Source organism: Microcoleus sp. T2B6, from assembly GCF_036700475.1.
Taxonomy (GTDB): domain Bacteria; phylum Cyanobacteriota; class Cyanobacteriia; order Cyanobacteriales; family Microcoleaceae; genus Microcoleus.
In genome coordinates this window covers 18597-41078 of the sequence record NZ_JAUBOZ010000006.1, presented here as the reverse complement: position 1 = coordinate 41078, position 22482 = coordinate 18597, and the positions used below count along the sequence as shown (strand labels likewise).

The 22482-nt window shown below is 46.5% G+C and carries 14 protein-coding genes; 5 read left to right on the top strand and 9 right to left on the bottom strand.

Annotation, left to right across the window (positions count from 1 at the left end; translation table 11 throughout):
- Positions 1 to 129 precede the first annotated feature (129 nt).
- Both QUA00_RS04225 and QUA00_RS04220 read right to left on the bottom strand, forming a co-directional pair.
- Positions 130 to 903 (bottom strand): RNA polymerase sigma factor SigF, encoded by a 774-nt coding sequence (locus tag QUA00_RS04225; RefSeq protein WP_333408788.1) that lies wholly within the window; start codon positions 901 to 903, stop codon positions 130 to 132.
- Positions 904 to 1365: 462 nt separating this feature from the next.
- Positions 1366 to 2208, bottom strand: a complete 843-nt coding sequence (locus QUA00_RS04220; protein ID WP_333408787.1) for a photosystem II manganese-stabilizing polypeptide — start codon at positions 2206 to 2208, stop codon at positions 1366 to 1368.
- A gap of 399 nt (positions 2209 to 2607) precedes the next feature.
- Between QUA00_RS04220 and QUA00_RS04215 the strand changes: the two genes are divergently transcribed.
- Complete coding sequence (locus QUA00_RS04215; protein WP_333408786.1) at positions 2608 to 2970, top strand: hypothetical protein; 363 nt, start codon at positions 2608 to 2610, stop codon at positions 2968 to 2970.
- A gap of 66 nt (positions 2971 to 3036) precedes the next feature.
- On the opposite strand, the gene QUA00_RS04210 is transcribed toward QUA00_RS04215, so the two are convergent.
- The 3 genes from QUA00_RS04210 to QUA00_RS04200 all read right to left on the bottom strand — a co-directional run bounded on the left by QUA00_RS04210 (position 3037) and on the right by QUA00_RS04200 (position 11832).
- The gene (locus QUA00_RS04210; protein ID WP_333408785.1) at positions 3037 to 4677 is read right to left on the bottom strand and encodes a calcium-binding protein; all 1641 of its coding nucleotides are present in this window, start codon (positions 4675 to 4677) and stop codon (positions 3037 to 3039) included.
- A gap of 327 nt (positions 4678 to 5004) precedes the next feature.
- A complete protein-coding gene (locus tag QUA00_RS04205; protein ID WP_333408783.1) occupies positions 5005 to 10578 on the bottom strand; it encodes an AAA family ATPase in 5574 nt (1857 codons plus the stop codon).
- Positions 10579 to 10845: 267 nt separating this feature from the next.
- Positions 10846 to 11832 carry an AEC family transporter gene (locus QUA00_RS04200; RefSeq protein ID WP_333408782.1) on the bottom strand — a complete coding sequence of 329 codons (987 nt, stop codon included), beginning with the start codon at positions 11830 to 11832 and terminating at the stop codon, positions 10846 to 10848.
- Between the two features lie 400 nt (positions 11833 to 12232).
- Here QUA00_RS04200 and QUA00_RS04195 point away from each other — a divergent pair, with 400 nt between their 5' ends.
- Positions 12233 to 14764, top strand: a complete 2532-nt coding sequence (locus QUA00_RS04195) for a VWA domain-containing protein (RefSeq protein ID WP_333408781.1) — start codon at positions 12233 to 12235, stop codon at positions 14762 to 14764.
- Positions 14765 to 14859: 95 nt separating this feature from the next.
- Positions 14860 to 15204 (top strand): hypothetical protein, encoded by a 345-nt coding sequence (locus tag QUA00_RS04190; RefSeq protein ID WP_333408780.1) that lies wholly within the window; start codon positions 14860 to 14862, stop codon positions 15202 to 15204.
- A gap of 75 nt (positions 15205 to 15279) precedes the next feature.
- On the opposite strand, the gene QUA00_RS04185 is transcribed toward QUA00_RS04190, so the two are convergent.
- The 3 genes from QUA00_RS04185 to gyrA all read right to left on the bottom strand — a co-directional run bounded on the left by QUA00_RS04185 (position 15280) and on the right by gyrA (position 20264).
- Positions 15280 to 16572 carry a ribonuclease D gene (locus tag QUA00_RS04185; RefSeq protein WP_333408779.1) on the bottom strand — a complete coding sequence of 431 codons (1293 nt, stop codon included), beginning with the start codon at positions 16570 to 16572 and terminating at the stop codon, positions 15280 to 15282.
- A gap of 220 nt (positions 16573 to 16792) precedes the next feature.
- Complete coding sequence (locus QUA00_RS04180) at positions 16793 to 17446, bottom strand: Uma2 family endonuclease (RefSeq protein WP_333408777.1); 654 nt, start codon at positions 17444 to 17446, stop codon at positions 16793 to 16795.
- Between the two features lie 121 nt (positions 17447 to 17567).
- On the bottom strand, positions 17568 to 20264 hold the full coding sequence (gene gyrA, locus QUA00_RS04175) for a DNA gyrase subunit A (protein WP_333305407.1): 2697 nt from the start codon (positions 20262 to 20264) through the stop codon (positions 17568 to 17570).
- A 396-nt stretch (positions 20265 to 20660) separates the two neighbouring features.
- On the opposite strand from gyrA, the gene QUA00_RS04170 reads away from it, so the two are divergent.
- Entirely contained in the window at positions 20661 to 21584 is a 924-nt protein-coding gene (locus QUA00_RS04170; protein ID WP_333408776.1) for a histone deacetylase, read from the top strand.
- Here the strand turns inward: QUA00_RS04170 and QUA00_RS04165 are convergent.
- Entirely contained in the window at positions 21581 to 21730 is a 150-nt protein-coding gene (locus tag QUA00_RS04165; protein WP_333408775.1) for a hypothetical protein, read from the bottom strand. The genes QUA00_RS04170 and QUA00_RS04165 overlap by 4 nt on opposite strands.
- 174 nt (positions 21731 to 21904) lie before the next feature.
- Here QUA00_RS04165 and QUA00_RS04160 point away from each other — a divergent pair, with 174 nt between their 5' ends.
- Entirely contained in the window at positions 21905 to 22093 is a 189-nt protein-coding gene (locus QUA00_RS04160; RefSeq protein WP_015175516.1) for a hypothetical protein, read from the top strand.
- The last annotated feature ends 389 nt before the right edge of the window (positions 22094 to 22482 follow it).

The window sequence follows — 22482 nt, the reverse complement described above, 5'->3', positions numbered from 1 at the left end:
AGTCTTTTGACTGTTGACTGTTGACTGTTAACGGTTCACTGTTAACGGTTAACGGTTGACTGTTAACTGTTAACTGTTCACAACTGACAACCAACAACTGACAACTGACAACCAACAACTGACTAATAACTAAAGCTGTTTAGTCATAATCTCTTTGAGCAAATCCAGCCCCTTCTTAACTCGCCGAGAAACAGTCACCGCACTGATACCCAAGCGTTCCGCCGTTTCTTTCTGGGTCAAATCGTAGAGAAAAACAAACTCCAATATCTCGCGAGTCCGTTGTTCCAACATAGCCAAAGCTTGCTGTACGCGGATTTGATCCTCTTGCGCCAACTGAAAACTCCGATACTTGCTATCGGGCACCAATTCTCCCAGACAAGTCGCCCCCTCATCTTCATCTTGCATCGGCGCGTCCAAACTCAGAGGCGATCTGTTGAGATGGGCCAACTTAATTTCTTGCCATTCTTGTACAGAAACCTCAAGGGCTGCTGCTACTTCAGCATCCGTAGGTTTGCGGTTTAACTGCACCTGCAAATCCTTGATCGCTGCTACAGATTTGCGTTCCAGGGACTGCCAGTGGCGGGGAAATCGCACAGAAGGGCTTTTGTCGCGCAAGTAGTGTTGAATTTCGCCCCGTATGTAGGGAATTGCAAAGGAACTAAAAGCGTGTCCCTTGGCGATATCAAACCGCTCGATCGCCCTGATCAACCCTATACATCCGACTTGCAGCAAATCGTCGTAGCTTTCACCGCACTGGTTGATCCAGTGGTAAACTTCTTTTCTGACCAGTCCAATATTCAGTTTAACTAACTGATTGCGGATTTCATTCGATCCAGAAACTTGGTACTCGCGCAACAATTGCAAATTTTCGCTTTTTAGCTCGTTCGGCACTGTGGTAGACATGGTGACATAAGGGTTGGTAGAGCAGAGGACTGAGGTTGCTTTAGATCTAGCTTCTAATCTAGTCTAAAAAAATTCACTTTTAGGTAGTGTAATCCTAGCACTTAATAGGTGTGATAGCGGACACACCTGTTTAACTTTCCGAAGGTGCAGGGATTGAGCGGGATTATCCGACGGTTTTCGGCATAAGGCAGACTTTTACCAGCTAGAAGGCTTTCGACCGAATCCCGAAGTTAACCAGGATTTTTGAAAATTATATTATAAGCTGAAAGCGCTGTAAATACAAAACTTTAATTAATAAAAAATCCCAACTTAATAACTTGCGACTGACCACAATTCAATCATAAATTTAGTCATTAGTCAACAGTCCTAAGTTATATTGCTCAAGACTGTTGGCTAATGAAGAGCGAGCAGTACCTTTAGTACCAGAAACTGCTCAAGTTCGATCGATCCAGAAAGCCAATTTTACGATACAGAAGGCTCAATGCGAGCGTAAAACAAACCCCGAATTTTCACGTCCAGAGCCGGTCTAGCTCCCAAATCAGTATCCGAAGGCTGTGTGCTCTCAAAAATCCCGCCAACTTCGCCAGTGGCGCTGTTGACTTTAGCAACTTGGAGAGAAATTTTGCCCGCCTTGGTACGGGTGTCAGCAACCTTAACATTAGCCCGCACACGTTTGGAATTGTCAGTAGCCGGAAGCGCTACAGCATTGTCATAGCCAGTCGCTACCCCACGACCTTTAGGGTCTAAAAAGCCTGCGCTGCGGTAAGAAGGAACGTTAAACTCCCCTCTCAAATCGGTGGAAGTATTGATAGCAACCACTCCGGGATCGGAACTGGCTACCAGTTCTTTAATAGTGAACAAGAAAGGTACTTGCTCTCCGCCCGGTAATTGAATCGTAATAGCTTGAAAATCCAAGCCGTCTTCTTCTGTGAAAGTCAGAGTTCCGTCAGTATCGACCTTGAGCGTACCTTGAACTTGGTCAATGCTCGACGTGAACCGGGTCAGCAATTTACCAGGCACAAATTCCGCTTCTTGGCGTTTGTTTGCTGGTTCTTCCTTCACAAAATAAGTTGTGGGCTGCAAACACAAACCAGTCAGTTTATAGGTGGCACCCGCTTCGATGGGGATCGATCCCCGAGAAGTTTCTGCCAAGCTAGGGCAGTTATTAGCCAAGCCAGTACCTCTAATCTCGTCATAGGTGAGCAACTCGGTAGTCGCCACCGTCGTGTCAGGAGCAGAAGAACAAGCAACCAGCGCACTCATGCAAAATGCTAAAAGTGCAACAATTAAAGCACGATATTTCATTGCAAACCTCAATATCCAACATCGGATTATATTAAGAAAAAGCCCTAGTTCGAGCAAAATATAATTGCCCGCCGGCAGGCTAGGCCAGCGCTTAGGGCAGCATTTAGATCCAGATTGCTCGCTTCACCGAGACCGGCATTGACTCAAAAAATCAAGCTAGTGCGCCGTGAAAATAAGCATGAACTTATGATTTCTCAAAGGTTCGGATCGCAGCCCAATACACATGGTACGACGGGTTGTGCTCTTTTCCTGACTTGGACTGCAAATTAATATTGCTTAAGTCAACCTACTTAAGTTACTTTGCTTATGACCCCGAATGGCGATCGCGACTAGCTCGATTAGTCGATTGACCAAAAGGCTGGGGACAAAGGCCTTGTAGATTTCAAAGGAAGCAGCAGTATGGACAACGGCAAAGATTTAGAGTCAGAAAAGTTGCAGTCTCAAATGCACTCGCTGACAGAGGCGATTCGGACTTTAGCCGAAAGTTGTCAGGGAGACAGTCTGCTGCTTTTGGCCCTGCTGCGGAGCCTGGAAGCTTCGCACCGGGAAATTCGGGACGGTTTGTTTCAAGCGTCTTTTCCCGACAACCGCCAAGCACTTTACAAACTGCTCAGGAATATTGAAGCCAATGGCGGCTGGCCTTACATCCACCGCATGAAACTTCGATCGCTCTTGGGGTACAGCCAACAATTATCTCCTGTAGAAGATTCTCCAGCCGAGTCGCCACAAGACTCGGCCGGAACTCCCCAAGACGTGAAATAGTTTTGAGTTATGAGTTATGAGTTTATGTAAAACTCACAAACTCATAACTGAGCTGCGCGATCGCACCTAGAACCCCAAAGGTGTAGGAGCTAAGGGTATCGGGTTCGCCACCGTCGGGAATATCGGCGTCTGCCCCGGCATTGGCAATAGTCCGGGAGTCGGCGTCGGGGCGATCGAACTAATTGATAGCAGAGGCGAATCAGGCACGCTAACTGTCGGCGGAATCGGAATCCTCGAAGCAGTCGGCGTCGGAGGCGGAGTTGGAGTCGGAGGAGAAGTTGGAGTCGGAGGAGAAGTTGGAGTCGGAGGAGAAGTTGGAGTCGGAGTCGGAGGCGGAGTTGGAGTCGGAGGCGGAGTTGGAGTTGGAGGCGGAGTTGGAGTCGGAGGCGGAGTTGGAGTCGGAGGCGGAGTTGGAGTTGGAGGCGGAGTTGGAGTTGGAGGCGGAGTTGGAGTCGGAGGCGGAGTTGGAGTTGGAGCATCAGTTGCAGCCTCCGTTGCAGCCCCAGTTATATCTGTAGTTGTGGTTGTAACTGTGGTTGTAACTGTAGTCCTAGTTGGTCTGGGAGTAGCCGTCCCAGTCACAGCGATAAAATCATTCGCCTCGATCAGCGCCGCCGGAGTGTCGATCAAAATTGCTAAAAGCTTGCCGTCGAGCGTCGTAATTACTGTATCCCTGACATTTGCACCGTTACCTTGCCGAACTTGCAGTTGAGCGAAAGATAAATTGCTCGGCAGTCCAAAGAAATCCTCTGTGTCATTGTAATCAGTAATTAAACCCAAACTGCCAGGCCCGGCTCCCAATCCAAAGACATCGCTGCCGCTGCCGCCAGTCAGAGTATCCGAACCCTCGCCTCCGATTAAAGAATCATTACCTTCTGCCCCAAATAAATTGTCATTGCCGAAACCTCCCAAAATGGTATCGTCGCCGATACCTCCAGCCAAGGAGTCATCGCCAAAACCGCCGTCGATACCATCATTACCTTTGCCGCCAAACAGGAAGTCATTGCCTTCATCTCCCAGTACCGAGTCGTCGGCTTCATCGCCGCGAAGCGTATCGGAACCGATGCCGCCAAAAACTGTATCGTCAGCCTTGCCCCCGAATATCTGGTCATTACCAGCGTCTCCCAAAAGCGAATCGTTGGCGGCATTGCCGTACAAAGTGTCGTCGCCGTCGCTGGCACTCAAGTAATCGTTGCCATCACCGCCCAACAGTTGATCCCTGCCACTACCGCCGTTGAGAGAATCGTTCCCAAAATTCCCGTAGAGAAAGTCATCATCAGCATTCCCGAACACGGAATCGTCCCCGTCATTCCCTGTGAGGGTGTCGTTGCCAGTACCGCCGGCAATCACATCAAAGCCTGCGTTCCCACTAACTAAGTCGTCCCCTGCATCTCCCAACACGCTGTCTATCCCGTCGTTGCCTTCGAGGATGTCGTTGCCCAAACCGCCGCGAATCGAGTCGTCGCCGTTGCCGCCTAGAGCAGAATCGCGGCCTTGGTTGCCAATAAGTTCGTCATTTCCTTCACCGCCAATCAGCGAATCTGCTCCGTCACCTCCAAGAAGCTGGTCGTTGCCGCCGTCGCCCTCTAGGGTGTCATCTCCTCCCGCACCCAGAGGCGTGTCATCGCCATCTAAGCCGCGAATTCGATCGCCCAGCGGAGTCCCTAGAATAAAGTCGTTGCTGTCTGTGCCGATCAGATTTGCCATACGGGATACACCGTTCCTCAATAAAATAAATTGTTTGAAATTATGTTAATCGCCTTCGTGACAAGGGATTGCTGCTTGCCTAGGTTAGCATAATTGAGATTTTGGCAATCTGGCGCAGGGGCGCTGGAAGTTTGACCCGTGTCCGCAGTTGCGATCGGGGCTGGTATAATGCCCGATTAGTCATTAGTCATTAGTCATTAGTCATTAGTCATTAGTCATTAGTCAACAGTTAACAGTTAACAGTTAACAGTCAACAGTCAACCGTCAACCGTCATCAGTTAACAGTCAACCGTCATCAGTTAACAGTTAACAGTCAACAGTCAACTTTTATGCGCTAATAGGTAACACTATCTCAAATTCACTCCCTCCCCCCAAAGTAGAATTGACATTAATTGTTCCGCCGTGGGTTTCGACTACAATCTGGCGGGCGATCGCCAATCCTAACCCAGTGCCTTTTCCTACTGCCTTCGTTGTGAATAAATGGTCAAAAATCCGCTGTTTTACTGCTTCTGTCATGCCTGCACCGTTATCGGCAATCTGAATTTTGATGTGCCGATCGCCCGACTGACAGGTACGAACTGTGATACAGTGTGGATTTGCTTTAATGGCATCCAAACTGCGTCTTTGGTTTGATTCTTCTAGGGCATCGATCGCGTTAGCAAGCAAGTTCATAAAGACTTGGTTCAGTTGACCGGGAAAGCATTCGATTGGGGGGAGATTGCCGTAGTCTGTGACGACTTCGATCGTGGGATGGTGTTCGTTGGCTTTCAGCCGATGTTTCAAAATTAAGATTGTGCTGTCAATCCCCTCATGGATATTAAACGGAACTTTGTAGTCTTTATCGGCTCTGGAAAAGGTGCGGAGGCTGGTGCTAATGCCACGAATGCGATCGCACCCGACTTTCATCGACAACAGCATTTTTGGCAAATCTTCTAAGGCATACTCTAAATCAATATCCTCAGCATCTTGTTCGATTTCCTCGCCTGGATTTGGCAGTTTTTCTTGATATAATTTTAAGTGGGCAATCAGATCTTTAATCGTGGTGGTTGCTTCCTCAATATTGCCACTAATAAAGCCGACAGGATTATTAATTTCGTGGGCTATTCCTGTGACGAGATTGCCCAAGGTGGACATTTTTTCGCTTTGTACGATCTGTAACTGTGCTTGCTGTAAGTCAAGGAGCGATCGCTCTAATTCTTGTGCATAAGCTTGAGATTGTTGGTACAATCGAGCATTTTCTAGAGAGATAGCCGCTTGGGCGCACAAAAGTTGGATGACATCAGTGCGATCTTCTGTAAAGGCACCAATTGTCAAGTTATTTTCTAGATATAGCAACCCGATTAATTTACCCTGATTTAAAATTGGCGCGCATAGCACACTTTTGGGCTTTTTCTGCATCAAATACGGCTCGGCAATAAAATCGTTTTGTACTGCTGCATTATCCAAAACCACTGTTTTGCAAGTCCGCTTAACATAGTTGACCACAGCAGCAGGAACCTCGTCGCTGCCTGACAGCGGTACAGATATGGAGATGACATCTTGATGGAAGGAGGCGACAGCTTCGATGGCCAGATTCCCGTCCTTAAGCAACAGGAGAACTGCTTTTTTGGCCCCGGCATTTTCCATCACCACACACATCAGTGCAGCCAGTAATTTTTCTAATTGAATTTCACTCGATAGAGTTTGGGAGGCTTTGAGAATAGTCGCGAAATCGAGGGCTTCGTAAATACTGCTGCTGCTAGATAGAGTTGTGTGCCAGGTTTGATGTAAAACTGACGATTTATTGGTTGGGTGGAGGCGAGTTTCGCTGATTCCCAAACGATTTTCTCTTCCCTGCAATATGGGAGCAAGAAGTTGGGGATAGCGTTTTTCTAAGTCATCGATTTTGGCTTTCGCACCCCAGCGAGCATAACAGTAGTAGGCTTCTTGCATATAAGCTTGCGCCACTTTTTCTTTGCCCCAGTCGAGGTAGAATTTAGCTGCTAGTTCGTTAGCGAGGGCTTGTTCTTGGATGTATTGGTTTTCTTTCGCTCCAGAAATGGCGCGATCGTACATTTCAATAGCTTCTGCCCTCTGTGTGGCAATTCGGTATTTCTCGGCTTCTACCAACTGCCACTTATGCAAATAATTCATGGGGGCGTGTTCTGCCCAATGCTGCAACGAAGTTTGATTTTCCTGAACTCGTTGCCGCTGCGTTTCTAACTCCAGGGCTGTTTCATTATCCGTAGGGGCCGTGCCCCCGTGCCGGCCCTCTTGGTCTGACCTGCCGATCGAATCGTCTAGGTCGGGGGTAGGCACGGGGGCACTACCCCTACAAAATTCATGTTTTTGGTGAGAAGGAAACAGCCCTGTTTCTAACTCCGTCTCGGACTCAGGAGTGGCAAGGGCTATGAGTGAGTCATAGAAATATAAACCAGCTTCGGAAATACTTCCTACGCTTCCCGCTATATACTGTCTTGCTCGATCGACATCTAAGTCGGCCCGAGCAATGTCTCCCAGCAGGAATCTCAACGTCGCCCTGTACAGATAGAAGATGCAGAGTCGGTAAAAATCGTTAGAGGCAAGCGACTGAGAAATCAGCTTCTCGTCATAGCCTTCCTGTTCAAAGGAAATCTCCAAGTTGTTTGGATTACCCAATAAAAACAGCGTTGTTTCCCAAAAAACCGAACAATAATTTGCCGTCGTTAGTTGGTTGAGGTCGAGTAATTGCTGGCGGTATGCCCGAATTTGGGGCTCAAGTTCTGCCAAAGGTTGACCGCAGCAGTAGGCATTTAGACAAAAAGTATACAAATCATACCCGACAAACTCTAGATTGCCTGTTTCTAATCCGGCTTGATAGCCTGCCTGAAGAATGGGGAGGGTTTCCCGCAAATGCGATTTACGATGGTGCAAACAGAGTCCGAGTGCAGCAAAAGTTGCAGAGCGAATATTTTTGGCATCCGCGCCACTGGCAAGACGATAAGCTAATCGGCCAAATTGATCGGCTACCGTCACATCTTGTAGAAAGTTGTTGAGAATCATCCCATAACAACTATAGCTATAAGCTGAAGTACGACTGTTGCCATATTGGATAGATAAATTTACCTGTAAGGCAGTCACCAGCGCAAACAAAGACGAACCACCCAGATAACAAGCTGTCGCCATAGTTGCCGCCACTTGCATCGCGGCCCGCTTTTGGGCATCCACCATCGCTGGCAGATCGAATAACTCTTCAATAGGTCGATCGCCGATCGAGCTATTAATTTCCTGCACTGCTTGCTGAATATCTTCTGATGTAGGGCTATCGGGCAATTCTACTCCTAATTCTTTGAGACTCAACAAACCGATAGCAATTCCTTCTAAAAACTTGTTCTGGGACGATAAAGCCTGAATTTTGACGATGTAAACGCTCACTCGCTCTAGGGGAGTTCTGGTATGATGAATCACAGTGTCAATCCACTGATTCATCTGGTCAAATTCGCCACAGAGTGAAGCCACTTCGGCGGCTATTTCGTGCAAGTTCAAGGTCATCTCGTACTGTCGTTGCCAAGCGCTCTCTCCAAGCAAATTTAGCCCGATCGCAGCATACTCGCGAGCAGCTTGATAAGCAGTAGCGGCTCTGGCTTTGCGGCAAGCCATGAGGTTGAGTTGTGCCAAATCATCACGTTGTGTTTGGTTTTCAATCAGCGCAATACCATAATTCAACTGATTGACAACTGAAAAAATTTGCTCTTCTATAGCTGCGGGTGAAATTTGCTGGATCAGCAATTGTCCAATCTGATAGTGAACGCGCGATCGCTCTTGTTCGGGAATTAAGGAATAGGCAGCTTGCTGAACGCGATCGTGCAAAAACTTGTAATTCACCACCTCCGAATTATCGGTCTCCTCCCGTCTTTCTCGACCAATATAAAACTTATAGATTTCACTTTCAGGCAGGATTAACCCCTCTTGCAAAGCCTTCCACAAATCCGCCGCCGTTTCCGTTTCCTGTTGCTCGGAAACAACTGCTAAAGTACCCAAATCAAACTGATTCCCAACACAAGCAGCCAACTTCAACACATTCTGAGTCGCTGGCGGCAATTTTTGCAACTGCAACGCCATAAACTCAACCACATCATCCGTCAGCGCTGCCTCCCGAACTCGCACAATATCGCACTGCCAATAACCAGCAACCCGGTCAAACTCAATCAGCCCATCCTGATGCAGTGCTTTGAGAAACTGCGTTGCAAAAAAGGGATTTCCTTGGGTTTTTTGTGCCGCCAAATCAGCCAACGGTCTTGCCCAAGATGGATCGCAATTGAGCGTATCAGCAACCAAATGATTTAGACTTGTTGAACTCAACGGTTCCAGGGTAATAGTATTCACCGTTGCCCCACCTTTGACCGCTGCATCCAGTGTCAGCATCAACGGATGTGCTGCAAATACTTCATTATCTCGGTAGGCACCAATTACTAATAAATAGCCGATTGTCGCATCGGCCACCAGCATTTCCATTAACCGCAGCGAGGCGGTATCTGCCCACTGCAAGTCATCCAAAAACATCACTAGGGGATGTTTGGGTTTTGTGAACACCTTAATAAAGTTTTGGAATAGCAAATTAAACCGATTTTGTGCCGCAGTTCCTGATAATTCCAGTGCGGGTGGTTGTTTCCCAATAATTCTTTCGAGTTCGGGAATTACTTCAATAATGACTTGTCCGTTCTCGCCTAGTGCTTGCAATATTTGAGTTTGCCATTTTTTCAACTGCTCGTCACTTTCGCTCAACAATTGTTTCATTAAGTCTCGAAATGCTTGCACAAAAGCTGAGAAAGGAATGTTGCGGTTAAATTGGTCGAATTTGCCTTTGATAAAATAGCCACGCTGGCGGACAATTGGTTTTTGAACTTCATTCACAACTGCCGTTTTTCCAATCCCAGAAAAACCAGCTATTAGCATCATTTCAGTTGTGCCACTACTGACGCGATCGAAGGCTTCGAGTAGGGTTTCTACTTCAGTTTCGCGACCATAGAGTTTTTCTGGTATAATGAATCGATCGCCCACATCCCTCTGGGCGATCGCAAAACTCTTTATCCTACCGTTTTCTTCAAGTTGCTCCAAACAACATTCTAAATCGAATTTCAGCCCCAACGCACTCTGATAGCGGTCTTCGGCATTTTTTCCCATTAATTTGCTGACAATCTCCGAAAGTACCGGCGGGATTTCAGGATTAATTTCATGCAATGATGGTGGTTGCTTGGCAATATGACAGTGTACTAATTCCATCACATCGTTGGATTGAAACGGCAATCGTCCCGCCAGCAATTCGTAAAAAGTCACGCCCAAAGAGTAAAAGTCACTCCGGTAGTCAATGCCGCGATTCATCCTTCCCGTTTGTTCGGGAGACAAATAGCCGAGTGTCCCTTCCAGCAGGTTAGGATTCATCAGGGTTTGAGTTTCCCTTGGTAGCAAAGATGCAATACTAAAGTCAATGAGTTTGACTTGTTTTGTTTGGGGATTAATTAAAATATTGGCGGGTTTAATGTCTTTGTGAATTATCCGGTGGCGGTAGAGTATATCTAATATATTGCTCAGGTCGATCGCCACTTGCAAAAACTCCATCAGAGACGGCCGAGTTTCCCCTTTTTCCGTCCATTCCTTCAGAGAAATTCCCCCAAAGTCTTCCATTACCAACGCATAGCTGTTTTGGTAGGTTTCCAAGCTGTAGGTTTCGATGATTCCGGGCAAGCTGAGGTTTTTGGCGATCGTGTACTGATTGCGAAATTGCACCAGTTCGCTGAAGCTGGGATACTCGTTCTGCAGGACTTTGATGGCGACGGGCTGTTTATCGTTAGTGCGAAAAGCTCGATAAACTATGGTGCGAGTTCCTGAGTAAATGCGATCGAGAATGTGATAACCTGTCAATCTAAAATTTATACTTGCCATACTTATATTCTTCCCGTCCTCCACGGGCTATTTCCACATTAGCAGAAGCCCATACAGTTTCCAACTCCCGTGATTGTTATTTTAAATCAATATGAGATATAGCAGTTCTCAATCTTGGTGAGGTCTGCCCTATGCCCTATGCCCTATGCCCTATGCCCTAGATCGGAGAACACCTCATGTTACTGAGAAACGCTATATATCGTTCAATGTTCGTGATGGGGATCACTGAAGTAAGAAACTTTTCAAGCTGAGCAATTCCTATTTTTATTAAAAATTAAATAGCCTCATCCATAGGGGAATAGTGAATAATAAACTAACGCAGCCGAGACCGATCGCAGTTACGGCTAATTCGCGATCGAGATTGAAAGCTTCTGCCAACAATGTAGTACCAAAAGCAGGAGGCATCGCCATTTGCAGCACTAGCACAAGTCGCGGCGCGCCCGCGATCCCCAAAAACGTTAATCCCGTGCCAATTACCAAGGGAACTAACAGCATTTTAATCACGAGACAAGCCAAAACTTGTTTGAGGTTGTGCAAGGAATTCAACTTGCTCAACTGCATCCCGATCGTAATTAAAGCTAAAGTAATTACACTCCAAGCACCTGTTGTTAACAATTCTGCAATTTGTGCCGAAAGCGGCAAGCTGCGCGAGACAAATCCTAAACCAAAAGCCCACAGTGCCGGATTCAGAAAAATTGCCCGCACCGGACCTAACCAACTCTGAGGACGATCGCTTTTGCCGCAGTGAGAAGCAATAGCAACTCCCAGTATATTGATTCCCATGCCAGTGCCTAGCAAGTCGTAAAACAACGCCCAGGCAAAGTGTTCGGAACCTAATAAGGACAAGGTGACGGGAAAGCCTAAAAAACCCGTATTACCCACCATCGTTGCCAATAAGAAGCTGCCTTGAGTGGGCAAACTCCAAGCGCTGGTGTGTTCCGGGCTATTTTGGGCGATCGGATTAAGACTCTTGAAACGTTCCTCGCCGACACCGAAATTTATCAAAATCCCAGCGAGTCCTCCACCTGCTAGAATTGCCGCCCAAGCTATCAGCGGCGCCATCCAAATAGCGCCCGACAAATTGGCGCTGCGGATAAAAGCAACAATGCTCAATGGCGTGCCAAAGAAGAAAAGAAACTTGGCTAAATATGTAGAATAGCTTCTTGGTAGCAGGCGGCCGAGAATGAATCCGAACGCCACCCATCCGATCAGATTTAGATAAAGTTTGAGCAGCGGATTTTCTAAATAAAGCATGATTGGCTAAATCTTTACTAAACGACATATACCAATTTTTTATGAGGCTCCGTAGAATCCGATCACCCCTAGCCAAGGGCGGGCACGGGGAGTAGGGGTCGCACCGCCCCTACTAAGGGGGGACAAGATTCCGATCAAAGTCAACCCCTACTCCCCAACAATCAGGGGGATTTAGGGGGATCGAGATATGTGCAACTTCACATTAAATTGGTATTACGCAGATCCACTACTTTTGCCAAAAAAGCCCACATTTACCCTATCGCCGCAGTTTTCCCCGGCATCGCAGGGCTAAATATTAATGATTATTCAGCCTCGCAAATAATTTTCCACACAGGCCTTGACATCCACAGAAGCGCGTGTCATGATTAAGTTGAGGAATAAGTCAACATAGGTGAAAACTATGGCACGGCAAGCAAAACAATCATCTCAAGTCAAACGTTCCAGCAGCCAAGCAGCCTCCAATACTCGCACCAAGTTTACTCTCTACAATTTTGCCGGAAACGCCAAGGCATTCTATCTAGTCGATCGCATAAATTTAGAAAGAAAGCCCGGTGATCTCCCTGAAAAATCCGTGGCTCACAGCATCATCATCATCGACCGTTCCGGCTCAATGTATTATGACTTAGAACCGCTGAAAGAAACCTTAATCAAGCTTTTGACATTAGACGAATACAACAATTACCAGCTAATTGTCAGCCTAATTTCCTACGCTAGCAATCGGGACGTAATTTGTCACTTCCAGCGAATTCCCATTCAAGAAGTGCTGAAGTTTGACTCTCCATACATCAAAGAAATTCAAAAAATCCACACGGCTGGCAGTACCTGCATATCGCAGTCGATGCAACTCGCTAAATCTCTGGTTAAAGCGGGAGAAATGACAGCGATCAATTTGCACACAGACGGCTATGCAAATGACCCCAGTCCCAATTCGGAATCTGCAAAACTAGGGGAAATTTGCGAAGAACTCAAAGACATGGATGTGTTTGCAAACACGATATCCTATGCTTCTGCTGACTTCAAACTTCTCTCCAAAATCGCCAACACATTATCGGGAAATTGCATCCGCGCTGGCGAAGTCAAAATGGTTTATGATGCTCTTTACGACAGCACAAAACTGTTAGGCAGTTCGGTTGCACCTCCGCTGGAAGAACCGTTAATTAAGGAATATGATTATCAAGTTTTTGTTTCCAAAAGCGGCAAGAAAATCAACGGTTCATCGAGCACGCTGAAAATTTGCGGGCTGAAAGCAGACGATCGGGGACTTTTTTACAAATATCAGAAAGTCGCCAAAGATGAGTATGACAAACTAGATGTTCCCGTTGCTCAAACTGATGAGTCGGTGTTTGCTTTTGCGAAAGTTAACCTCGCTGACGGCAATTTAAATACGGCTAAGTATGCGCTGGCGAGCACCTTCGACGCTACTTTGACGGAAAAACACGCTAAAGCTTTGACAAATGCCCAAATAGCGGAGTTTACGGAAGATTTGGAACAGGCTGTTTTTGCGCCTGATGTGTTGAAAAATCATGAAATTGGCGATCGGGTAAAAGTCAGCGAGAAAATTTCCCTGCTGGAGTTAATCAAGATATTGGAGGAAAACAGCAACAGCATCATCATCAACTTGAAACACTTGCAAGAAAATTATCAGCGAAAAGGTTTGAAGCGAATTGAGGGAAAGCGAGACGAAAACGGCAACCTTGTCAAGCCTTGGCTGAAAACTGAATTCTTGGACGGTGGCGAATACGTGCAAATGGGTTCATTTGCGATCAATCAAAATACCGCTACCATCAATATGCTGATTACCCGAAAAGCTAAGCTGGTAAAAGTTGAGGATGAAACTTTAATCGCAGAAGTGGCGGGAATTCTAGTTACAGACCTCAATACTTTCAACAATTATACTATTGTCAGCGACGGCGAAGTTAATATCAAGTCGCTGCGAACCAAAATCAGCAGCAAATCAGTGTTTAATTTGCTCAAAAAATGCGGTGTCCTTGAAAAAGACGGTTCGCCTGTGCAAGAATTTGACTTCCGTTCAGAGTACGATATAAAGTTAGAGACTTTGCCGCTGGTGCCTTTTGACGGGCGTTACGGCAGCCTTGACGGAGTGTTTGAGGAACTCGCACAAATCAAAATTCTCTCTAGCATTCTCTCGGCTCATTTGAAGGAGGAATCTGAGGCTTACACTGCGGAACAATTGGAAGAATTGAAACAGCATTATCTCTCAAAAAGCCTTTACATCAACTTTCCGACGACGACGGAATACACGGAATTAAAAAGTGCGATCGCCAACGGTTCAGTAGATTCGCGAGTCAGCTACAAAATCGACATCGGCAGCAAAAACATCCTCAACTTCGGCAAATTGCACTCTGCCAACAAATTTCTCGATCGCCTTTATGAAGTTTACCACAAAAACACGGGCGAAAAGCTAGCAAAACCGACATTTGACATCACGTTAGATGAGCCTGTTGTCTTCGCACACAAAACCCTGTCATCCCGAACAAAAATCACCAAAGTTGACGACTTGATGAAACTGATTTTCGATGAGTTTTTGGGGTTGGAGGATAACGGAATTGTTAGCGCTACTTTAGCCAAAGTGGGTGCAGATAGTTTGCTGCGGCTTTTGCAAGCGAAATGGCAGGGAGAAGATGTCAAGCGAGACGAGTTTGTCGCTGCTTTAGCTAATGCGAATGAGCGACTGGAAGCTTATGCTGAAAAAGTGTACAGGGAAAAAGTTTCACCGCTGGTTTTCTATATCGGTTCTACCGGACTTATCCCGGATGAAATGGAGGCAAAAGCTGCTACTGCTGAGGAAATTAATTCTAAATACGGCAACTTGCAATTTTCTAAAGATGAGCAAGAGGGGATGTTTTTTGAAGTGGGAGATTGCATTATTAGCGTGTATGCTAAGAATGAGTATTTCACGGTAGGGAAGTAGAAAGTAGGGTGGGCCTTTGCCCACCTTGGTTAAATAGGGCTGATTGAAATGAACTGCAAAGGCGTAGTCGATAGTAACAAATCAGGTCAAAAAATATGGATACACCACCACTCCCACAACCAAAACTCGATCGCACACCGATCACTTTCGATCAATATGCAGCCTACACCCCCCAAAAGCTAGAACTGCGGCATGGTTTCTATGGCTATGGAGGGCAAGACTTGACAGGTTTTTATCTTGCAGTATTGGCAAATATGGGGTTACGGGAAGCTGTTCGTCATGTACCGCTTGCACTATGGCTAGAAGCAATTCAAGAGTTAGCTTTGCAAAATCCTAAACTCAACTTTGATACTGAAACTGGGGAAGTTATGCTTAACAGCTTGAACCGAGGATTGGAAGATTTGCAAGCAGTTGCAGAGTATTTGGAAGAACAAGCTTAGTCGCGGTACACCCAGCAAAAATGAAACGCGATTCGTTTATACTGTAAGGGCGGTATCCCCGTACCCGCCCTCTATTTAAAACGGAATTTCCTCATCTTCATCTTCCACAGTCTTAGCCGTCATCCGCCAACTCGTAATATACTCAATTTGCACATCAATTTTGTTAATCGCATCCCCTAACCGCTTTTGGATGTATTGAGTCAGCGTCACCATAAAATCTAACTCAACTCCCACAGATAGCGCAAGTTTTGCCAAGCTAGCAAAATCTACCTTCAAAATCGAGGAACTGGATAACTTAAAATGGGGAGTATTTTCCTTATTTTGCACCAACATTGCTTTTTTAATGCGCTCTTTCAGATGCTCAACTTCAGAATCCAACAACTTCCATTCAGGCAAAATTTCTTGATACCTTTTCCCCAGCACTGTTAAATCCTCACTCTCCGGTTCCGGCGCAATTTTTTTAGTATATTTCCGCCGTTGCTGTACATTAGAATTTAACCGCCAACTAGCAATATCCTCAACTTCCAAAGATGGATGAGCGATGAGTTGGCCTAACTGTTTTTGAATTTCTTTCGTCAGCGTCACGGGAAAATTTAACTCAATTCCCTCAGTTTGCGTCAGTCTGGCCAGCGTCATAAAATCAACTTTCATCGTTATCGAACTGGAAAGCTCAAAATAAGAACTGTCTTTGAGCTTTTGGGCCAGCATCCCTGCTTTAATGCGTTCTTTCACTTCAGCGATTTCTGAATCTAGCGGCTTCCACCGAGATTCTATTTTCTGATATTTTTCGCCCAAGGCTGTCAAGTTTTCCGTTGCGGGTTCGGGGTAACATTGGGCAAGGATTTCTAGCAGGCGGCGATGCACTCCAGCTAAATAAACCGCGTCCATCTTGGCATATTCTAGCTGCTTTTGGGTGAGGGGACGCTTTGCCCAATCGCCACTTTGTTCTGTTTTATCTACATAAGCAATGCCGCAAAGTGTTTCTATTAAAGTTTTGAGTTGTCGATTAGGTAAGGGCAGAATGTAAGTGGGAATCTTGCTCGCCATTTTTAATGTGCAAGTGACATTTTGAGCGTCGTCATTGCCTAGAAATCGGATGTCATAGCTGGCGTTGTGCAAGACTTTTTCAATATCTGGATTTACCATGATTTGGTTGATGAAATCTTTGGCCAATTCAGGTTTATCCAAGACATCGAGTAGAAAAGTCGCCTCTCCCGTGGAATCTGTGGAGTCAGCTAACACCTGAATCAGAGATAATCTGGGGTTGGATTTATAGTCTGCTATTTCTGTGTCAACCCACAGGATTTTAGCTTGGGCAAATTTAGCTATGATTGCTTTGATGTCGTTTGCTGCTGTTAAATAAGGCATTTTTACAGACTTTTGCTATTAACTTTTTGATTCTATTATGCTATGGCAATTATCGGATCGATTGTCAACGATTCAAGCGCCGGACACGGCATTGCCCTGTCCTGGAAACACGCAAACCTCAGAAACCCGGTTTCTTCCTATATTTCTCGTTTCTGTTCACAAAACTCCTAGAAACCGGGTTTCTAGCCTCCAGTAAAAAAAAAGAATGCAGTCGATCGCACTATTGAGGATTCCCGCGAACTTCCTCTAAAAACCAGTTGCCTACTTCTGTATTGTCCGTCTGGCGACTGCGGCGCAAACCTTCCTCTAATAAAGCAACTTTTAGCCCCGGCAAAACTTGAGATTCCGTCAGACGTTCGCTTCCCCGGTTAGCAATTATTTTGAAAGCAATAACTTGCGCTTTTTGTACGTCTACTACCCAATATTCCGACACTCCTAATTCTTCATAAATCATTCTTTTTGTCCCCAAATCGTCAACGAGAGAACTGTCGGCAATTTCAATTGCTAAATCTGGGGAAACTAGGCTATCTAAATTCACTACAGAACTGCCGCGAGGTGCCGTTTGTACCCGGTCTCCGATGTAGTAAGAAGCATCAGGTTGAGCGCCTCTGACACCTGTTTTGGCGTAGCTACAGTTGACCAGCAGTCTCATTTTTATACCTTTAGCAATGCCAAATAAATTGATTAAGATGACGATAATTCCGTTGTCATCCGCATGATCGGCCCCGACTGCTGCCATTTCAATCCTCAACTGTCCGTTGTAGTAGTAGCATTTTGCTCGATCGTACTCCGGCTGTTTAATAATTTCTATATATTCATCCCAAGTCGCTGTAACCCAGGTATCAGTTAGTAGTTTGGTTTGGAGTTGACTCATTATTACCTCACCGGAAAAAATCTTTGACTTTTGAGGGAAAACTTCTGAGTAGGGACGATCGCATTTTTACCATTCAGCAGTAAGGTACGCAGCGCGCACCTTACAAACTATTAACCTAGGACTATTCTGCCACTTCCTCAGATTCCGATTCTTCTGCCGATTCTTCACCAGCAGGCGGCACTAAAGCCACAGCTACGATCGAATCATCCTCATCTAACCGCTGCACCCGCACACCCGTTGCTGTGCGCGATTGAGTAGAAATTGCACTCACAGCCTGACGGATAATAATACCTCGGTTGGTAATGATCATCAATTCGTCATCTTCGTTGACAATTCGCAGCGCAGCTACCTGATCCTTACCCTTTTTAGATTTGAATTTAGTAGCCGTCAATCCCTTGCCAGCCCGTCTTTGTAGGCGGAATTGAGAAACAGGAACCCGCTTCCCGTAGCCGTTGGTGGTGATTACCAACACCGAAGGAACTTCGCTGCTAACTGTCGAAATTTCTTCGACATCTTCGCCTTCAATTTCCTCGGCTTGCAATTCTAATTCTTCATCTTCCGTTTCCAATTCAGCACTTTCTGCCCCTTCAAATTCCGCTTCGTCCGTTTCTAATTGAGCAATATTAGCTCCCTCAAATTCCGAGTCTTCAGTTTCCAAGTCAGCAATTTCGGCAACAATTGAACTCGGCAAAATGTCCATGCTGATCAACTCATCGCCCGATCGCAATTTCATTGATTTTACACCCCGTGTGGCGCGGCCGACTGGGCGCAACTGTTCGTGATTGGTGCGGAAATGAATTGCCATGCCTTGGCGCGTACCGATGATGATGCTATCGCCAACTTTTGCTCTCCGTACCCAGCGCAATTGGTCGCCTTCTTCTAGAGAAATGGCGATTAATCCATTAGTGCGGATGTTGCCAAAAGCGGAAAGTGCGGTTTTCTTAATGTAGCCGCCGCGAGTCAGCATGACCAAGTATTCTTCGCTGGTGAATTCTGTGACTGACACCATAGAAGTGATTTTTTCTTCTATAGGAATCGGCAGCAGTTGCACTACGGGAGTGCCGCGGGCTGTCCGGGAACAGACGGGGATTTGATAAGCTTTGACAGAGTAAACTACGCCCCTGTCGCTGAAGAACAAAACGCTATCGTGATCGCAGCAGGAAAGGAAATGTTCTACTCCATCGTCTTCTTTCATTTTCGCGCCTGCTTTGCCGCGAGTAGCGCGACTTTGGGCCTCGAAAGTGCTGACAGGCATCCGCTTGATGTAGCCTTGCTCTGTGATCAGAATAATTGCTTGTTCGTTGGCAATTAAATCTCTTTCATCGATTTCTCCTTCGGCGTGTTCGATGACGCTGCGCCTAGGAGTAGCGATTTTGGTTTGGATTTCGACTGCTTCAAATTCGGCGATTTCTAAGATGCGTTCCCGCCGCGCTAAGATATCTTCCAAATCGGAGATTTTTGCTCGCAATTCTTCGTGTTCTTGCTGAATTTTTTGCGCTTCTAATGCTGTCAAACGCCGGAGCTGCATTTGCAGAATTGCATCGGATTGCTGTTCCGAAAGACCGTAATTATCCATCAATTCCTGTTTGGCTGCTGCGGAGTCGGCAGCGGCGCGAATTAGGTGAATAATTGCATCTAAGTTGTCTAGGGCAATTAATAAGCCTTGCAGAAGGTGGTCGCGTTCTTCTGCTTTGCGGAGCTCATATTGAGTCCGGCGAGTAATTGTCTCAATGCGGAAATCTAGGAAGACATTGAGGAATTGGGAGAGCGTAAGTAGTTGGGGTTCCCCATTTACTAGCGCTAACATATTGGCTCCAAAGTTGGCTTGGAGGGGTGTTTGTTTATAGAGGTTGTTGAGGACGACGCGGGGATAGGCGTCGCGCTTGAGTTCGATCACGATCCGCATTCCGTCTCTATCGCTTTCGTCGCGAATGTCGGAAATTCCATCTAATCTTTTGTCGTTGACAAGTTCGGCAATTTTCTCAATTAGGGCTGCCTTGTTTGTTTGGTAAGGCAATTCGGTGATAATAATTGCTTCTTTGTCGGGGCGGCCGGGATGTTCGATGGTTTCAATGCCGGCGACTCCGCGCATTGTAATCGAACCGCGCCCGGTGGTGTAAGCATCGCGAATGCCGCCTCTGCCGAGAATTTGCCCTCCGGTGGGAAAGTCCGGGCCGGGGATGTACTGCATCAATTCCAGGTCAGTAATTCCTGGGTTGTGGATTAGTGCTACTAAACCGTCAATTATTTCGCCTAAATTGTGCGGCGGAATGTTGGTGGCCATCCCCACAGCAATCCCGGAGGAACCGTTGAGCAAAATTTGGGGGATGCGTGCCGGGAGTACGAGGGGTTCTTGCTGGGAACCGTCGAAGTTGTCGCCGAAATCAACTGTTTCCGAGTCGATGTCGCGCAGCATGGAGTCGCTAGTGAGAGCTGTCAGGCGACACTCGGTGTAACGCATTGCAGCGGGCGGGTCGTTGTCAACGGAGCCGAAGTTGCCGTGGCCGTTGATCAGGCGTTCCCGCATGGAGAAATCCTGAGCCATCCGCACCAGGGCGTCGTAAACCGCTGTATCTCCGTGCGGGTGATACTTGCCCAGCACCTCCCCCACGACGCGGGCGCATTTGCGGAAAGGTCGATCGGGAGTCAAGCCCAATTCGTTCATGGCGTAGAGAATGCGTCGGTGAACGGGCTTGAGACCGTCCCTGGCATCTGGTAGCGCCCGACCGACAATTACGCTCATGGCGTATTCCAAGTACGATCGGGACATCTCATTACCCAGATCCGTCGGGATTATCCGCGACTCAGAGGTGCTCATAGGTTGAAAAACTCCGTTAAAAATTTAAATTTGACCGCTATAAATCTCAAAAATGCGATAAAATCGGTTTGGATTCAGTAGAGCTGCCAAATATTGCAAATTACTCCTGAAATTATATCACAATTTGCCTTGGAATTTATGGGAAAGTTGCCAGAAAATTTAAGGGACGAAACAAGCACAATTGATAATTTGTCAGTTGGTGATTTTGTCAGCAGTTGGCAAAAGCTAGAAAGTTTTTTTTAGGCGGTCGCTTTTCATGCTTTCGTGAGTTTTTTTGACGACCATATAAGAAATTAAAATGGTTACTCGATCGAAATTTTAATTTCACAAAACCGAAGGCATTCTTAAAGCCAACTAAAAATCTAAAATCTAAAATCTAAAATCTAAAATCAGCCGATGCTACCCGTCATCTACTCCGAAGATTTCTTGCTGCACAAGACTGGAATGCTTCACCCAGAGCGACCAGAACGTTTAACGGCGATCGTCAACGCTCTGAAAGCTGCTCCTTGGGCGGATCAAATTGAATGGCAACTGCCCACCCCAGTGGCGCAGCGCGAACAACAACTGTTCTCGGCTATCAAAAAAGTTCACTCGCAAAGATACATCAAAGAAATCGAACATTTGGCTCATCGGGGAGGCGGCTACCTCGACGGTGATACGCCGATTTCTGCTGAAAGTTACGATGTAGCGCTGCTAGCGGCGAGTGCTTGGCTCGATGGGGTCGATCGAGTGGTGGCTGCGGGGGAACCGGCTTTTGTGCTGGCCAGGCCGCCGGGACACCACGCCGAAAAAGCCCGCGCGATGGGTTTTTGCTTGTTTTCCAATGCTGCGATCGCCGCTCACTACGCCCTGGAACAGCCGGGAATCAAGCGCGTCGCCGTCCTCGACTGGGACGTGCACCACGGCAACGGCACTCAATCTTTGGTGGAAAACTGCCGGCAAATTGCCTACTGTTCCCTGCACCAATCTCCGTGCTATCCGGGAACGGGAGATGCCGAGGAGTGCGGGGCCTACGACAACGTGCTGAACATTCCCCTGTATCCCGGCAGTGGCATAGCTGAATACCTGAGCGCCTTTGAATCTCTTGTCGTGCCTTTTTTGTCCAAATTTGAACCGGATTTGTTGATTGTCAGCGCTGGTTATGACGCTACTGCGTCCGATCCGCTGGCGAGCATGACTCTGATGCCGTCAGATTTCGGTACTTTCACCGGATACTGTCTGCAACTCACCCGTCGCATCGCCTTTGGTTTGGAGGGGGGTTACGCGCTGAAAGATTTGGCTGAGTCGGTTGTGGCGACTATTGACCGATGCCTCAATTAGCTGGAAAATTGGCATAGGGGAAAATGAGGTTGAGAAGCCGTCAGGACGAGATGGAGAGTTTTTGAGGGCGATCGCGCTTGATGGTCTTTTTCCCTCTGACTTCTGACTTCTTCGCTCGGACTTCTGACTTTAGTGACAAGCATCACAAATTTAAGAGATCCAAGTCACTGCCGATCAAAGTCTCGGTCACAGATTTTTAGCCCAAAAATCACACCGTGTCAATGTTTTCGATCGCCTGTGAAGTCGCTCCCAGAGTGCATAATACAAATACAACAAGCCTGTTAAAATTTTATCTGTCTCAATCAACTAGGAGGTTTATCATGTCAGTATCCCAAATGACACTCGAAGAGTTATTTGGTCAGGTCATGTTCTCCAGCGTCGTGACTCGCCACGACCGGAGACAGCTCAGATCGGCACTCTTAGAAAGAACACTGAATGAAGATGAGTATGCCATCATCAACCGACTGCTGTACAACGTTCGCCGCGGTTGGGTAAAAATTGTCGATTAAAGAGGTGGCAGCCACTCCCTTTAGGGGAGTTAATACCATTTTCGATTTTCGATTTTCGATTTTCGATTAAAGAGTTGGTAATTACTGATAACTATCGGGGTTGAGAACACGGGCCTACAGTTACATTTTTTGGGAACTCGTTACAAGTAGAACTTGCCAATTAGGGAAGTTTTTTGTGTTTAATAGTTGGCTCGAAAGTGTGATGTGTGTGACCAGTGTGTTAATTATCAAAATCTCGCTACACATCAGCCTATAGGTAGAGATAATTATAAAATAACAGGTTTCGGGTGCATCTCTACTTGTTGAAAACTTGTGAGTTTTGAGTTACTAACTGAGAAGTTATAATTAACTCAAAACTCATAATTTTTTGGATTTGATATCATGTCCGA